Origin of the sequence: Roseofilum sp. Guam (genome assembly GCF_017746735.1) — a bacterium.
Classification (GTDB): Bacteria; Cyanobacteriota; Cyanobacteriia; order Cyanobacteriales; family Desertifilaceae; genus Roseofilum; species Roseofilum reptotaenium.
Window position 1 is genome coordinate 39,209 of record NZ_JAGHZN010000033.1, and the last position, 15,792, is coordinate 55,000.

At 45.9% G+C, this 15,792-nt stretch carries 11 protein-coding genes; 5 read left to right on the forward strand and 6 right to left on the reverse strand.

Translation table 11 applies throughout. From position 1 onward, the window contains the following. Positions 1-142 precede the first annotated feature (142 nt). Positions 143-2,731, reverse strand: coding sequence for a CHAT domain-containing protein (locus J7529_RS14530; RefSeq protein WP_318729561.1), 2,589 nt, complete (start codon positions 2,729-2,731; stop codon positions 143-145). 19 nt (positions 2,732-2,750) lie between these two features. Next, positions 2,751-3,284 (reverse strand): hypothetical protein, encoded by a 534-nt coding sequence (locus J7529_RS14535; RefSeq protein WP_318729562.1) that lies wholly within the window; start codon positions 3,282-3,284, stop codon positions 2,751-2,753. 156 nt (positions 3,285-3,440) lie between these two features. Here J7529_RS14535 and J7529_RS14540 point away from each other — a divergent pair, with 156 nt between their 5' ends. Both J7529_RS14540 and J7529_RS14545 read left to right on the forward strand, forming a co-directional pair. After that, complete coding sequence (locus J7529_RS14540; RefSeq protein ID WP_271943384.1) at positions 3,441-3,671, forward strand: DUF433 domain-containing protein; 231 nt, start codon at positions 3,441-3,443, stop codon at positions 3,669-3,671. A gap of 5 nt (positions 3,672-3,676) precedes the next feature. Beyond that, on the forward strand, positions 3,677-4,129 hold the full coding sequence (locus tag J7529_RS14545) for a DUF5615 family PIN-like protein (RefSeq protein WP_318729563.1): 453 nt from the start codon (positions 3,677-3,679) through the stop codon (positions 4,127-4,129). A gap of 1 nt (position 4,130) precedes the next feature. Here J7529_RS14545 and J7529_RS14550 read toward each other — a convergent pair whose 3' ends face one another. Further along, positions 4,131-4,346: a hypothetical protein gene (locus tag J7529_RS14550; RefSeq protein ID WP_318729564.1), complete on the reverse strand. Its 216-nt coding sequence runs from the start codon at positions 4,344-4,346 to the stop codon at positions 4,131-4,133. Between the two features lie 352 nt (positions 4,347-4,698). Here J7529_RS14550 and J7529_RS14555 point away from each other — a divergent pair, with 352 nt between their 5' ends. Further along, on the forward strand, positions 4,699-5,541 hold the full coding sequence (locus tag J7529_RS14555) for a PP2C family serine/threonine-protein phosphatase (RefSeq protein ID WP_318729565.1): 843 nt from the start codon (positions 4,699-4,701) through the stop codon (positions 5,539-5,541). 45 nt (positions 5,542-5,586) lie between these two features. Then, positions 5,587-7,989, forward strand: coding sequence for a protein kinase domain-containing protein (locus J7529_RS14560; RefSeq protein WP_318729566.1), 2,403 nt, complete (start codon positions 5,587-5,589; stop codon positions 7,987-7,989). 108 nt (positions 7,990-8,097) lie between these two features. On the opposite strand, the gene J7529_RS14565 is transcribed toward J7529_RS14560, so the two are convergent. Next, complete coding sequence (locus J7529_RS14565) at positions 8,098-11,673, reverse strand: hypothetical protein (protein WP_318729567.1); 3,576 nt, start codon at positions 11,671-11,673, stop codon at positions 8,098-8,100. 39 nt (positions 11,674-11,712) lie between these two features. Between J7529_RS14565 and J7529_RS14570 the strand changes: the two genes are divergently transcribed. Then, complete coding sequence (locus J7529_RS14570; protein ID WP_318729569.1) at positions 11,713-12,732, forward strand: Hpt domain-containing protein; 1,020 nt, start codon at positions 11,713-11,715, stop codon at positions 12,730-12,732. 287 nt (positions 12,733-13,019) lie between these two features. On the opposite strand, the gene argS is transcribed toward J7529_RS14570, so the two are convergent. Continuing rightward, positions 13,020-14,777, reverse strand: coding sequence for an arginine--tRNA ligase (gene argS, locus J7529_RS14575; protein ID WP_318729571.1), 1,758 nt, complete (start codon positions 14,775-14,777; stop codon positions 13,020-13,022). A gap of 30 nt (positions 14,778-14,807) precedes the next feature. Next, a complete protein-coding gene (gene nadC, locus J7529_RS14580; RefSeq protein WP_318729572.1) occupies positions 14,808-15,671 on the reverse strand; it encodes a carboxylating nicotinate-nucleotide diphosphorylase in 864 nt (287 codons plus the stop codon). Positions 15,672-15,792 lie beyond the last annotated feature (121 nt).

Below are 15,792 nucleotides of genomic sequence, written 5' to 3' on the forward strand. Positions count from 1 at the left end.
AAAAAAGAGTGGTTTTCGCATTTTATGTAGCATGTTTTTATCGTTCAAAACACCTTAGGAAGGGCAGCAAAAATCCACTTTCTAAGGGAAATTTAGAGGAATTTTTCTGACTGTTTCTCAATTGAGTTAGAGGATCATAGATTTAAATCCAATTGCCGACCATTACGAAAGGTGCCCAGTAGATGGGATGATGATATTCGCTATGCAATAGGTTAATTTGAGCTTGTTGGAGGGCCTTGGCTTTACTCATTCCCGGTTGATTTAAATGTTGGTAAAAATGAACCATAAACTCAGCAGTGGATCGATCGCGGACAGCCCATAAGGTAGCCAGAGTACTTCTAGCCCCCGATCGCAAGGCAACCCCTGCTAATCCTAAAATTGCCCGCTCATCTCCTTGTGCTGTTTTGCACGCACTCAGTACGAGTAATTCAATGGGGTTTTGCAACGGTTGCGATCGCGACTTGACCAACGTATCGAGTTCTCGAACATTAATCTGACTATCCCAGGTTAAGATAAACGTCTCTTCTGCATCGCTGCTAAACTGACCATGCGTGGCTAAATGAACGATGGGAAAGGGAGTATCCTGAATTGCTTTTTTCAGTTCCTCAGCCGTAAATGTCCGATCGAGCAACACACGAGTATTAATCTCATGACCAATTTGTTCCACTTCTGAAGCAACACCGGGAAGTGAGCGAAATCCCTGGCGAGCTTCACTGAGTCCAGCAGTGAGGGCTTTTAACTGGTTTGGCTCTAGAGGCGGAGATTGGATCAGTTTCAAGCTTTTCGTCAGCGCGATCGCATAATCTTCAATTAAATAGTGATCTCCATTATGGAGCGCAGCCATGGGCAGATTTTGCAACTGGCTATCAAGAACAAACACCAAGGTTTCAATCTTATGTTGTTTTAAGGCACTCTCTGCAGGTTGAATCAGCCAATGGTAAGCCTGTTGATAAAGCTTAAGCCGTTTTAAATTGCCATAAGCAGGATGCAGAGCTTGACGCATTTGGTGTAAATGCTCCTCTAATTCTGGTTGGGGAATGGAGGTAGAGTAGTGTTGCTGGATATTACCAGGAAGAGTGAGAATGACTTCCAGGCGATCGGGTAAAATAATAGGATAAATAACGGCTGCTTTCGGGTCAATTTCACCAATGGGCTTCGGTCGATTCGCTCGACACGCTTCACGGAAAAAATAATCTAATTCTGCCAGTTGCAGAGATTCGAGCATGTCACGGGCTTCTTGTACATTCTTCAGCTCGAGTTCGCTATCTTCATCCCCTTGGAGCAACAGACCAATTAATCCTCGATAGAGTGGATCGATATCTTCCGTAAAGGAGAATTGAAGTTCTGGGTTTGTCGCTACTACCTCACCCCGAATCGATTCTAGGCTATCAACTGCGGAGCGATAGGCAACCAGGGCAGAGTCGCGATCTTCTTGTTGAACCAGGAGTTGTCCGTGTTGCCAATTGGCTCGCGCTTGTAAGTCAGCCGCACCTATGTTTTGCGCCATAAAGAGGGCTTCGTGGGTTAGTTCTAGGGCACTCTCCCAGTCTTCCTTTTCGGCAGAGAATTTGCCCAGTTGCAAAGTTGCCCAAGCTTGCGCTCTAGGGTCTTTGAGGGTAATACTCTGTTGTCTAGCCTGGGTCGTTAGTTGGGTAGCAGTTTCGAGAAGCGTGGGGTCAGATTGCGGTTGAAGGTCAAATAGTCTCCAAAGGCTTTCGGCAACGTTGAGGGTAGCGTGAATGCTGCTGTGGCTGAGGGGCAGTTGGGCAAGATCCGCTTTCAAGGGTGGGATCAGTTCTAGGGCTTCAGCAAAAGCTTGTTGTTGGATATGAAGCCGCAGCAGATTCGCGGTTGCTTGGACTTTGAGCAGGAGATGATCTTGAGTTCTGGCGATCGCCTGTTGATAATAGTCTAGTGCCATTTGGGGATGGTTGAGATCTTTGGCCAGATTCCCCAGACTCAATAAGCTTTGAGCGGTTTCAGAAGGAGAGTTAAGATTCTGGCTTTGATTAAAGCTCTCTTCGAGTAATTGTTTTGCATTTCGCCACTGAGCGCTGAAATGCAAACTGACCCCCAACATTCTCAATGCTTGTACTTTCAGGAGGCTATTCGGTTGATTTTCTAGGCGTTGGAGGAGAGAATGGAGACGTTCTTGCGATCGCCCATTCAGCCCTAAATGTTGCAAAACTGAAGCTTGATTGAGTTGGCTACCGATGACTCCTTCTGCATCTCCTGCTTGGCGATAGGCGTGTTCTGCATTTTCCCAAGCAGATAGGGCCGCTTCAAATTGTCCCTGACTGTGATACAGTTGCCCTTGGGTATTGAGAACTTGGGCAAGAATACGAGATTCTGAAGGGAATTGCTCTAAGAGTTTCAGGGCATTATCAATCCGAGTTGTGGCACTCTCCCAGTTGCCCAAACCTTGATCGGCGAGGGAAAGATAATTGAGGGCAATGGCTTGGTTCGCACTTTCACCGTTATGCTCAGATTGGTTCAGAGCCTCTTGCCAAACGGCGATCGCCTCTTCATACTGTTGTCGTTCATACAATTGACAACCCTGCTCGATTAAATCAGTCGTCTCGGTCGTTGCCAACCCTATCCTCGGCGGCTGTTCCCCCAGTGCTGGCACTCCTATGATAACGAGCAGAGCCACAGCCAGGGCGATCGCCAGGAAGCGTACCCAACCGTTATAGCCCTGAAATAGTTTATTTCGACTCCAAAATCTAACCATTTCTTTTTCCTCTAATCTTCTATTGACAAGGCTGGGAAGATATACCCAATTGAGCCGGAGGAGAGAGTGAATCAGCAACTAATTCTATATTGCCATGGTGATTCACGATCCATCGTTGGGCTTCTAAAATGGGTTGAGGTCGTTGAAAAGACGTTCGAGAATCATCGGGATTGGGTGGATTTTCTGCGGGCAAATGAAATCGTAAATCTGACCAAAGGGTCGATGGACTTAAGGTTTGGGTTGGATCTTCCGGTAATCCTCCCCGTCCTTTGACTACAAAAACATTGCCCTCATCTCCAGAACAACCAACCGTAATCCATTGACTTGGATCGGTGAAGGTTTGGGTTGACTCAATGGTGAGAATTTGATCGTAAAGATGGGGATTTCTTAAGGAACTGACTCCATCAATAGTCAACTGGAGGTTTTGGGGAAGGTTCAGGGGAGGGGTAGGGTGCATTTGACCCAGGGTTGGACTTCTATCGGTCAGCAGTCCGAGTAAAGTGAAGCTATAGAGAGACCAGTTGCTCAAGCGAGTTGTTAAGCGCAATATCATGGAAGTCAGCGGATAGGGTGAGCAGGAGTAAGACCACAATATGATTTAAATTCCATGCCAACAATATCCTTAACGTTGTTTTTGGATGCGATCGCTCCCCAATCTAGGCTAAGATCTCTCAGGAGACGATACGGCTGTATAGTGAGCCAAACCCTTATGTTACCAGCAAACCTTGCAAACCGCATCACCATTGAACCGGGGAAACGGGGAGGGAAACCCTGTATTCGAGGCATGAGAATTACGGTTTATGATGTCCTGGAATATCTTGCTTCTGGGATGACCTATGAAGAGATACTAGAGGATTTTCCTTATCTGACCCAGGAGGATATTTTAGCTTGTTTAAGTTTTGCGGCTCAACGGGAGCGATTGATGGTAGGCGTTGAATAATCCTGTTGTTATTTGACCAAAATATCTCGCCTCGATTAGTCGATCGTCTGGCAGATATTTATCCTAATTCTATGCATGTCGATAGGCTTGAATTAGCCTCTGTGCCCGATCGCGAAGTTTGGGATTATGCTGGTCAACATAATTATCTGATTGTGACTAAAGATGCAGATTTTAGCGAACTAAGCATCTTATTAGGGTTTCCACCCAAGGTGATTTGGATAAGGCGTGGGAATTGTTCGACAAGAGATTTAGAAGAGTTACTCCGAGAGAAGGAGGCAGTCATTCATGTGTTAGCACAATCTTTGGATGCGAATCATACTATAACTGAACCCGTACCTGAGATGGAGTCGATGTCCGATATTTTGCACAGAATTCGCTCTCGTCCTAGAGTTAATCCAGAGGAGTTTGGCTTGAGGGATAGCATGGTGTTAATTCGAGAGGATCGCGATCGCCTATAGTTTAATCTGATTGAGTATCGGAAAGAGACTGTTTTTGACGCTGGTGAATATCCGCGAGGATATCATCCATACTCATTTCATCGAGCCATTGATGACGCTCTGCGGTATAATCTCCATGGCCTGGGTCAAAGAGTCTCAAAAATTTTACGGAATCCACATAACCCAGGTTATCGACTAACACCTTAAAGCCTTTTCTAGCAAGTTCAACTGGAGTCATATAGCAGAGAGGGAGTTGGTTAAGACAGTTAGGTGATTGTTTAAGGATCTGATTACTGGTTCCATGGCAGATACAATAGCCATCGCAATCAGCAAGAGCCACACTCCTGACTTCCAGGGCTTGCGCCGTCTCTTTGAAATGCTGTCTTTAGGAGCGGCAGAAGGAGATTGGTGAGAATCAGAACTTACCATGGTAGAAAGGCTCTTGAACGACGTTTTATATCTCTTTTATACTCCAGTTTTAGGGAGAGCGGATAGGGTGAGCAGATAACTCATTACTCATTATTTAGTTATTGCTTCCCTGCCTTGAGAATGACAGAATTAGGGGTAACTATCCAAAACTGAACCAAGCGATGACCATGAGTACCCTTTCTGGAGATCTGCAAACCCCCATTCCCCACGATCCTGACCATATCTTATCCCCTTTGAATGGGTGGCAAGCGATCGCCAGTTCGGTTTTAGGAACCAGTCATCAAAAGCGAGGACAACCCTGCCAAGATGCCCATGCTTGGGATATTCTAGGGCCAGGACTGGTGGTGGCAGCCGTGGCAGATGGGGCAGGTTCGGCATCGTTGTCGGATGTGGGAGCGCAAGTGGCGACGAGGACTGCGGTAGAGCAGATTAAGCGCCAATGGGATCGATTAGCGGCAGAACAGTCAGAAGTCTGTTGGGAAGCTCTGCTGGGAGAGGTTTTGGAACATGCCCAAAATGCGATCGCCGCTGAAAGCTTAACCCGTGATGTAGAGGTGCGTCAGTTAGCAACTACTTTGTTAATTTTGGTTGCCAGTTCCCAGGAGGTGGCTGTAGCACAGATAGGAGATGGAGCTGTGGTGATTGGCGATCGTCAAGGCCATATTACTGCACTGACCCAGCCGGAAAACGGAGAATATGCGAATGAAACCACATTTTTAATTTCTCCCAACGCCTTAGAAAGCGCCCAAATTAAGGTTTGGGAAGGAGAAATTGCCCATTTTGCCCTCTTCTCGGATGGTCTACAACGATTAGCCTTAAAATTACCAGAAGGTACGCCCCATGCTCCGTTCTTTACTCCTCTGTTTCGGTTTGTCGATCAAATGGAGGATTCTCAAGCAGCCGAGAGTGAACTTCAGGGTTTTCTCTCTCATCCGCGTATTACGGAACGGACAGATGACGACCTGACTATGGTTTTAGGTAGCCTGAAGTCAATTAATAATTAACCATTAATGATTAATTATTTTTCCTTTTCTTAAGATAAACGGATTATGAAGCTTCAACGCCAATCAAATCAACAATGGATAGATTTACAAGCGGCCACAGAATTAGGGGTTGGTGGTGAAGCTAAAGTCTACGGAATCAGCGAAGATCAGACCCTGGTGGCCAAGGTTTATCATAAACTCAAACCGGAATATGGTCTCAAGTTAACGGCCATGTTAGAAAATCCGCCCAATAATCCCACGGCGAACCAAAATCATCTTTCTTTCGCTTGGCCAGAAGACTTGCTATTCAATCAGAAGCAACAGGTGGTGGGATTTCTGATGCCGCGCATTAGTGAAATGCGACCCATTATTGATTTATATAATCCCAAAACTCGACGCACCCAATGGCCTTGGTTTGAATATTCCCGTTTACATCGAACCGCGAGAAATTTGGCGGGCGCTCTGAAGAGTTTGCACGAGCGGGGTTATGTGATTGGAGATATCAATGAATCGAATATTTTGGTCACGGAAACGACCCTAATTACGCTGGTGGATATGGACTCCATTCAGGTAAAACATCCAGAAACGAAAGAAGTTTATCGCTGTCCAGTCGGTAAGCCAGAATTTACGCCTCCAGAGTTGCAAGGTCAAGCGTTTGGCAATTTAGACCGGACTCCAGAACAAGATTGTTTTGGATTAGCAGTGTTAATTTTTCAGTTATTGATGGAGGGAACCCATCCCTTTGCCGGGGTGTATAAATTACCAGGAGATCCCCCGGCGATCGCCCAACGTATTGCTCAGGGTTATTTTCCCCATGGCAGGCGATCGGTTCCCTTAACCCCCATGCCCGTATCTCCCCCATTTACTCTGTTACATCCCAAACTGCAAGTGTTGTTTCGGCGCTGCTTTGAGGAGGGGTTTGATAATCCCCATGTGCGACCGGATGCCAAGGTATGGCAGTTGGCGCTCCAGGATGCAGAACGGGATTTAATCACCTGTAGTAAAAACGACCAGCATCGCTATGGCAGTCATTTGGATCGCTGTCCTTGGTGCGATCGCACTCAACGATTAAAGGGTCGCGATCCTTTTCCCTCTCAAGGCGCAGTACAGCGAGGACTGCACCTCAAACCGGTAAACCGCAAGAAGATTCCCATTCAACCAGCACCTTCCCATCATTGGGGATATAATCGGGTCTCTAATGCGCCTTCAACAGCTCCAGGATGGTCTAATTTTACGCCACTCCCTCCCTCCACGTCCGGTTATCCTCAGAATACAGGAGGAGGTACAATTCCGGTGATGCAAGCCTCTTGGCGGGATCAACGGCGACCTTCTTTGCATCCTCTATTGGCAGGAGTTTTTGTCTTAAGTTTAGCGGTAGCCGGGGTTTGGTATGGGAATCAAACCCGGATCGGCGAAATGGGGTTTCGCGCCCCCCAGAAACTGGAACTCAAGCAAGGAAATCTGCATATTCATCGTCTACATACCATTGATTCACAGAAAGAACCCATTACCGCGATCGCCATTAGTCCCAATGGTCAAGTTTTAGCAAGTAATGGTATGGAAGGTACGGTTAGACTGTGGGAATTACCGAGTGGAAATCCAACCCAAACCCTGGAAGCTCATCAGGATCAGCGCGGTTCCTATGCCGTCAGTGAAATCGCCCTCAGTCCAGATGGCAAACTCTTAGCTAGTGCCAGTCGTAGCGATAATGGCTTGAAGCTGTGGGATCTTACGAATAACCAACAATGGCAAATTAAACCTGAGGAAGGATTGCAAGGAGTAGTGACCTTGGCAATTAGTAGTCAATATAATATTTTAGCCACAGGCAGCCGCGATCGCACGGTCAAATTATGGGACTTATATAATGGCTTTCGCCGCTTAACCTTTGCCTGGGAAACCGGATGGGTAAACCGTTTAGCCCTCAGTCCCGATCAGAAAACCTTAATTGCCGGTACAGATACAGGCAATCTCTATCAAGTGAATTTGGTGAATCTTCAGGATAAGATGTTGCCAAGAGTTACTCACTCCGCTGTGGGAGCCTTAGTCTTTATGCCCGATAATCAACGGTTTATTGTCGGCCAAAGTAGCCAAATATTCATCCGTGACTTAGCTTCAGGAGCTGTACAACTGACTCTACTGCATCCGGGAGAAGTCAGAGCCTTAGCAGTGAGTCCCGATGGTAAGATTTTAGCCAGTGGTGGCGGCGATCGCACCATTCAAATCTGGAACCTAGAAACCCAAGAAGTTATAGGCTTACTCCGAGATCATCAGGGTGAAGTCCTATCCCTTGCCTTTAGTCCCAAAGGCGATCTTTTAGTCAGTGGCGGAGCAGATGGCAACATTAAGCTCTGGGAAGTCAGTTCAATTAATAATATAAAATCTGGAAAAAGAATCATAGAGATGAGTGAACTACTCTCAAGAGCTGTAGCCCTCCAAAGAGGATGGGATGATCTACGAACTCTAGAATAACTGTTTGCAAAGGTCTACACCTCAGCGACTCCGAAGAGCAACAACAAGGGAAAAAGTTCGCACAGAGTCGCTGAGGTCACAAGAGATCCTCCGGTAGAAAAGGGATGATTATCCCAAGCCAAAATCTGTGGGGGCAACTGGTTCAATATCCGGATCAAAGCCTCCTACTTGATTTGTGCGTAGCATCCAACAGACTGCTCCTTGATCCAAAAATGTTTTCGTTACCACATCATGGGCGAGTTTCGGTAATAAAGAACGCCAACTGGCTAACGTGCTATAAATCATTTTTGCCGGTTGCTCGATCGCAAATTGTCCCAGCGTTGCATCATCCGATTGCCAATCTTCCCGTACAATCCTTAAAGGTGCCAATTGTTGCCTTAAGTGTGGCCCCAATTCAACGAGCTGCTCAAACCGTTGGGTTTGCTCGTGATTGGGATTTGCTTCTAACCACCGTTGAATTTCTGGATTAGCTTGAAATTGCTCCACTGTCCGTTCAATCGCCCGATATAAGGCTTGGGAAGAATCTTGAACGCAGGAATTAATCGGCGTGACAAACGTGGTACCTGTACCATCCCCGATACGGTAACGAGCCGCCATAATGTCTAATTCAAGGATGATATTGTCAAGAACCGAAAAGCGTAGACCATCAAAATTATAGTCATCCGTCAACGGACTAAACTTAATCAACGTATCGCCAATGGGACGACATCCCATCCATCCCCATTGGCGATCGCCACTATAGCGTTCCCAAGACAAAGAACCGGCAATGATGCCATCAGTATTATGGGTATAGATTTGCCGATATTCAATCTCAAATTTCAGCGAACCTGTAAATGGATCTTCGACTACATGGGCAATTCCATAGGAAAAATGACCGAAGAAAATCCCCATTGGTGCAAATTCCGCCTTTTGGCCGCCAATGCCACCATACATATGAATGAGTAAGAGGCGATCGCCCGCGTAAATACCGCGATTGTTTAAACTAGCTTGATTGGGGTCATTCACTAATAGCACTTTGGAAATCGTACCTTTTTTCGCTGCTAAATTAGCCCAACAGTCTCGGTCAATATAGCGTTGGGTATCCCGTTTCCCTTCAATCATCTGATCCGGAGTCACCCCAAACAAACTCGCTGGAGCAAGGGAGAGAACCACAAATTCTCCCTGCTCGTTTTTCATTCCTGTAATTCGCCATCCCTGGGGATTCACCGGAGACTGTTCAAGCTGATAATTAGTAGAAGGAAATACCCCATTGCGATCGGCCACCACAGAAGGAATATATACCGGTTCCTCTACCCCATCAAAGTGTCTGGACTGAGGATTATAATGGCGCACCTGGAAGCGATCATCTCCTAAAGGGCCCAAAATGGTGACTAATCCTTGGAAGCGACCGGAGATTTGTACTGGTTCCCGACGAATCACCAAGGTCGGTCGTAATCCCACCTCTTCTAGGACAATCACAGGCCCTGCTAACTTCACCAGCACATCATTTACCGGTCTGGCACCAGCCAAAGATTCCAAAGGAGTAACGGCTAACCAATGATTTAGGCGATCAGGATGCACATTTCCCTCTTGTTTACTCACCTGCACCTGATCGACAAAATGCACATCTTTAGTAACTTCTTGTATCAAGGCAGTATCGGCCGGATCGTCACTCCAGCGCAAATTGATCACCTGACCCACTAAATATTGATATCGCTCATCCGTATGGTGAACTTCAAACAAAACCCCACGCAGACGCTGACGTTGATTCGATTTTGGCAGTAGTAACCGTCCCATCCAAGTCCCTACCGGTTTATACAATCTTGGATTAATCGTTTGCTCAATTGGGTAATAGAACGGATAACTTTCTGGTTGATTAAACAAAACACTGCGATAGCGCTGATAGTTACTGATCGCTAGTTCGTGGGGATTAACGCCCATTGTCCAATCTTCCAAGAGGATACCGGTCATTAAATCCACCGTTTGATCCATGTAACTACGCCCATCTGGTAGGAACGTATAATCATCTAACGGCCCAGTTGGCCCATCATGACCTACAGGCCCCAGATTAATTAAGCTAATTTTGCCGCGACGTTTAGCCTGATTCCAGTTGGAGTTCACCTTAATGGGCCAGCGTCCAGGAAAGCAAAGTGGCCCTAAGCGTTCAACGTTATCATTTTCACCCACTAGATGATAGAGGTGTTCAACATCCATCGCTCCTGTATTCCCACTGATCACGCCAGCTAGGGAAATTACTTCGATGGGTGCTCCTGTCGCTCGATAGAGATAGGATACAGAAGCCATAGACATCTGTCCGCCACCGCTATAGCCAATTAATGTAATTGGGGTTTGGCTCTCCACTTGGTAGCCAAAGTTAATGAGACTCTCGAATAGAACTTGAGCTAGGCCTTGGTTTTGAATCGGGCCATAACGAGGATCGGCTGCCACAGCAACCGCAATCATATTACGGATATTGATAATAAAGCCAATCGGATGATCCGGTGCTTTCAGTTTGATCGAATCAATAATGCGCCACAAGAAAGCTAAGGGTCGGTCTTCAGTTAAGGGACGATTGGTTACTGAATAGGGAATAATTCCTTTGACGATCAGAATATTATCAGGAACGGCATCCGCTAGACGATTAAGCAGCAGTTCTACATCGGGTAAGTATTCGTGGCTTCCTTGGGAAATCCCATCTAAGTAGATGACGTAGCGGGAAATTTGGGTAGAACTGGAGGCTTGACGAACCGGTTCACCCGGATAGCTCAGGTCTTCATCTCCATACCATCCAGCCCACCATCCCAGGCTTTCTACTGGAGTAAGGACAATGGCAAACAGGAGCGCGAGTGAGCTAATCAAGCTCAGATCTACAATCAGATCGAGGGTTTTGGTTAAGGACGCATACCAATTTCCCAAGCTTTGATAGGATGACGGGGAAAAGAGGAAAGCAAGGATCATACCGATCAAGACGGCAATTACAATTTTGACAGAGCCAGGAAGGGACGAGCGCCCAGTGTTGGCTTGCGCTTTTTCTTTGACCCAAGCTGGTTTTTGCCGACCTCGATCTCCTTGATATCCGGCTCTCACCCGTTCTTCAAGTTCTGCTTTGCTGAAAACCAGTTGGGTTCCAGCTACAGTATTTATCAACCAATGTCCCAAGGCAGTAATAGGCCGACCAATAGTACGCTGGCACAGTTGTAGGAATACCCATCCTAAAACAGCACAGCTAAAGGCTACCCAGGTGTCGAGTTGGGTTAATACTTCAAAGCTAACAATGACAGCTAAGAAACTCCAAATGGAGAGAATAACCCCTATTGGTACACCCAGATAAGGGATGGCCACGAGGAAGCCCAGCATTTGAGGAGCGTAGCTGAGTCCAATAATGCGGGCAACATCCCCAAATTGGGTGTTGAGGTTAAATAAGACGTTCCCGACAAACCAGACACTCAGGGCCCAGAATCCATAGGCGATCGCAAATAAAATGGCGGCACAGGTTAAACTAAACCCAAAGCGAATGGGTTTAACTTGATTAATATACAGAACAATCGATTGACCGATCGCCTGAGCCATCCCCGCTGCTAAAACCACAATCAGGGCAACACTGCCCCCTAACGGTAAGGTGTTGATCAGTTCAAAGGCTTCAGGGCTGAGGGTTAATGCACTACTAACGAGATGCCAAAATTGATCGAGGGCAGTATCAGTCATGGGTTCTTAGGGGGGCAAACGATTGCATCCTGAATAGTTTTGGCTCGATTGTACACTGACTTGGTAACATGGAAATACCATATTGGACGACTTCAGACTGATTCGACTGTTTTGGGGGCGATCGCGATGACGGATAATTCGCAAATTATTGGTTATTTTCTCGAAGAAGCTAAAGAGCATCTCGATACCATTGAACAAGGACTGTTAGGCCTTCAGGCCGCGATGAAAGACCAAGAAAGTCTCAATGAGTTATTCCGAGCCGCTCACTCGGTTAAGGGGGGAGCTGCGATGTTAGGATTTACCAGTATTCAGAAAACCTCCCATCGCCTTGAAGATAGTTTTAAGATTCTGAAAGAAAATCCTCAAATTCCAGTCGATCACAAGCTGGAAAATTTGTTTCTCAGTGGCTTTGATGTCCTACGAGACTTACTCGAACGAGTTCAAGGGCCTTTTGGACTTCGGGATGATGAAGCCAAAACGATTCTAGATGAAGCTGAACCTCGATTTGTTCAACTCCAAGCTCATCTAGAAAGTCTCAACAGTGGAGGCCCGGGTATTGCCGAAGAGGTGGCTCCTCCCCCTGCCAAGAAATCCCCTACTCCTGCTCCTGCACCAGTATCCAACAGTTCCGATTTCCCGCACCAAGTGACCCGCGTTTTGCGAGAAATGTTGCAAGTCTTTAAGCAGCCAACCACCCCCACCAACCGCCAACAGTTAGAGGAAATTTGTGCTGGACTTTTCAATTTAGATGAACAGTCTGCGGAATGGATGAGTTTGGTAGAAACAGCTCAAACCGCAATTAGTAATCCTAAAGCCTCCTATGAAGCTTTAGCGCCTTTGGTGATTAAGGAGCTAAAAATAGCAGCCGAGTTAATTAATGCGGGACGCACTCAAGAGGTCAAACCTTCTAGTGAGTTGGCGAAATTAGCTGAATCTGCGATCGCTAAACGAGTAGCGATTCGTCTAGAACCTCAAGCAGTCGCTCAAGTTTTGAGAGCTTCATTTAATCAAAAGCAGTTACAACAGTTAGTGGCTGCTTTGAAGAAAGGCGCTGCTTGAACAATTAACAATTAATAATTAATAATTAACAATTACCCTCCCTAAAAGGGCCTAGTGGACTGTTTCAGCTAATTTGATGCATTAGAAAAAGATGGGGGAGAGGGGGAAGAAGGGGAGGAATCAATCCATACCCTTTCATTCGTTGTTGCGCTTTAGCGCTAAAGCGCAACAACGAACCGAGTTTTCTATTGCCTCTTGCCTTTTGCCTGACTTCTGCAAGAAGTCTATTTGACATCAGACTAATGTTGAATATTTAATTGAAACAACGCTTCTTCCGTTTCATCGCTCTACATCCGCTCCAATACGGATATCCCTAACAAGGATAATCCTAACTTGAGCGTCTTGGCAGTTAAGTTGGCTAAAACCAAGCGGGAAGTCTTGTGAGGTTCTTCAGCTTTTAAAACTGGACATTGATCGTAAAACTGATTGAACTTTTGACTAGCTTCAAACAAGTAACTGCACAAGCGATTAGGAAGTAAATCTTCCTCAACTTGTCCAACAATATCATTCATTTTCAGCAAGAATCTGGCTAAGGCAAGTTCTGCCGTTTCTGTGAGTTTTACTGTCACTTCTGGGGGCAAGTTTTCTAAATCAATACCGCCTTGACGACTAATTCCTTGTACTCGCACATAAGCGTAAAGCAGATAGGGCGCTGTATTGCCTTTCAGAGATAGCATTTTGTCATAGCTAAATCGGTAATTGCTGGTGCGATTTTGACTCAGATCGGCATATTTTACTGCACTCAATCCTACTACTTGAGAGACACTTTGCTTGAATTCTTCCGTTTCTGTGCGATCTTCTAGCATCAATCTTTGATCTAAAGCTTGACGAGGTATACGAATGGCTTCTTCTAATAGATCTCGTAATCTAACGGTTTCTCCTTCACGAGTTTTCAGTTTTTTCCCATCTTCTCCTTGTACTAATCCAAAGGGAACATGAATCACTTCTACGCTATCTGGAAGCCAACCCGCACGTTGCGCGACTTGGAAAATTTGGGCAAAATGATTCGCTTGCCCTGCATCCGTAACGTAGATGATGCGATCGGCATCATCCTGTTTAATCCGATACCGCAGTGCAGCTAAATCTGTGGTGGCGTAGTTATAGCCCCCATCTGATTTTTTCACAATCAATGGGAGCGGATCGCCGTCTTGATTGGTAAATCCGTCTAGAAAAACACAACTTGCGCCCTCATTTTCTTCCAGTAATCCCAACTCTTCTAAATCTTTAACCACATCAGGGAGCAAGTCATTGTAAAAGGATTCTCCCCGTTCCGTAAGCTGAATATCCAGCCAATCATAAATAACCTGAAATTCTTGCCGAGATTGCTCACACAATAATTTCCAAGCTTTATAGCTCTGTTCATCCTTACTTTGTAGTTTCACAACTGCTTGGCGTGAGGTCTCTTTAAACACTTCGTCTTCGTCAAAACGTTTTTTGGCTTGTTTATAAAAGGCTACTAAATCGCCTAACTCTAAAGCATTAGCAGTAATTAGTGCTTCTGGATAAGCTTCTTGAAGATACGTGATTAACATCCCAAATTGAGTTCCCCAATCACCTACATGATTGAGGCGCACAACTTTGTGACCCCGAAATTCTAAAATCCGAGCAATAGAATCCCCAATAATTGTAGAGCGTAAATGTCCGACATGCATTTCTTTAGCAATATTCGGACTGGAGAAATCCACAATCACGGTTTGTGGTTCAGCAATAGAAGCCATTCCTAGGCGAGGATCGGATTGCAGTTGAGCCACTTGCTGCTCTAAGTAACTGGGTTTCAGCCTAAGATTTATAAATCCTTGTTTGGCAATTTCGGGAGTTTCATAGGCTTCTCCCAAGTCCAGATGATTGATTAGGGTTTGGGCAATATCTTGGGGTTTTTGTTTAAGTTTTTTGGCTAGGGAGAGACCTAAATTACACTGGTAATCTCCAAATTGAGGATCGCTGGCAATAAAGACGAGAGGATCGGTATGGGCAAAATCATCCCCAAATGCAGCAACGAGGGCGGTGGAAAATTGGGTTCTGAGGCTATCTAAAGTTGAGTTCATAGTCGTAATGGTGGATGGCAAGTGATGACCTTACCCTAATTTCATACTTAAGTCTAGCCAGGGCGATCGCGTAATAGGAGCACTGCTGGAAATATAGTCTACTCCGGTTTTGGCGATCGCTCGAATAGTATCTAGAGTGACATTGCCAGAGGCTTCAATTTTGACGAGATCGCCAGAGTGGCGGATGATTTGGACAGCTTCTGTCATCAATTCAAGGCTCATATTATCAAGCATGATGATATCGGCTTGGTGTTGAAGGGCTTCTTGGACTTGTTCAAGGGTTTCGGTTTCAACCTCTATGGTAAGAGGGTAAGGCATCTGTTGACGAATTTGGGCGATCGCTTCTCCAATTCCCCCCGCTACAGCAATATGGTTGTCTTTAATCATCACTGCATCATCAAGTCCCATGCGATGATTCACTGCTCCCCCAACTTGGGAGGCATATTTTTCTAAGATTCTTAAGCCGGGTGTTGTTTTACGAGTATCTACAAATTGAGTGGGTAAGTCAGCAATCTGCTCTACATACTCACGGGTGGCTGTGGCAATACCACTCAGCCGCATTGCCAAGTTTAGGGCGACTCGTTCCCCCATTAGCAAAGCTGCTAATGATCCGTTGAGTTCGGCGATCACTTGTCCTGGACTACAGGATTCTCCCTCTGAGAGTAGAGGTATCAGACGAGTATTGGTATCTAGGAGTTGGAAAACTCGATTGGCGATCGGTAAGCCTGCCACTGTACCCGTTGCTTTTGCTGTCCAGCGACCCTCCATAACATGATGGGACTGAAGACTTAAGCCTTGGGTGGTGCGATCTCCCCGACCAATATCTTCCATCAACCAATCTTTTAACCAAGCATCCAAAGCAATCTCAACAGGCATCAATACAGTTGAACTCATAACCAACTCCCTATCCTCACTACCAATCACCAGTTTTGGCCAAAATCCCAAAAACCTCAAATCTTGTCAAGTCTTACCCTACATAGGTTGTAGCGTTTGGGGTCAAAAGGATTTGAAGTTT

What these genes read in the sequence shown, in the direction of transcription:
- J7529_RS14530 (WP_318729561.1), bottom strand. Translation starts at nt 2,731, where the DNA reads ATGGTTAGATTTTGGAGTCGAAATAAACTATTTCAGGGCTATAACGGT.
- J7529_RS14535 (WP_318729562.1), bottom strand. Translation starts at nt 3,284, where the DNA reads ATGATATTGCGCTTAACAACTCGCTTGAGCAACTGGTCTCTCTATAGC.
- J7529_RS14540 (WP_271943384.1), top strand. Translation starts at nt 3,441, where the DNA reads ATGTTACCAGCAAACCTTGCAAACCGCATCACCATTGAACCGGGGAAA.
- J7529_RS14550 (WP_318729564.1), bottom strand. Translation starts at nt 4,346, where the DNA reads ATGACTCCAGTTGAACTTGCTAGAAAAGGCTTTAAGGTGTTAGTCGAT.
- J7529_RS14555 (WP_318729565.1), top strand. Translation starts at nt 4,699, where the DNA reads ATGACCATGAGTACCCTTTCTGGAGATCTGCAAACCCCCATTCCCCAC.
- J7529_RS14560 (WP_318729566.1), top strand. Translation starts at nt 5,587, where the DNA reads ATGAAGCTTCAACGCCAATCAAATCAACAATGGATAGATTTACAAGCG.
- J7529_RS14565 (WP_318729567.1), bottom strand. Translation starts at nt 11,673, where the DNA reads ATGACTGATACTGCCCTCGATCAATTTTGGCATCTCGTTAGTAGTGCA.
- argS (WP_318729571.1), bottom strand. Translation starts at nt 14,777, where the DNA reads ATGAACTCAACTTTAGATAGCCTCAGAACCCAATTTTCCACCGCCCTC.
- nadC (WP_318729572.1), bottom strand. Translation starts at nt 15,671, where the DNA reads ATGAGTTCAACTGTATTGATGCCTGTTGAGATTGCTTTGGATGCTTGG.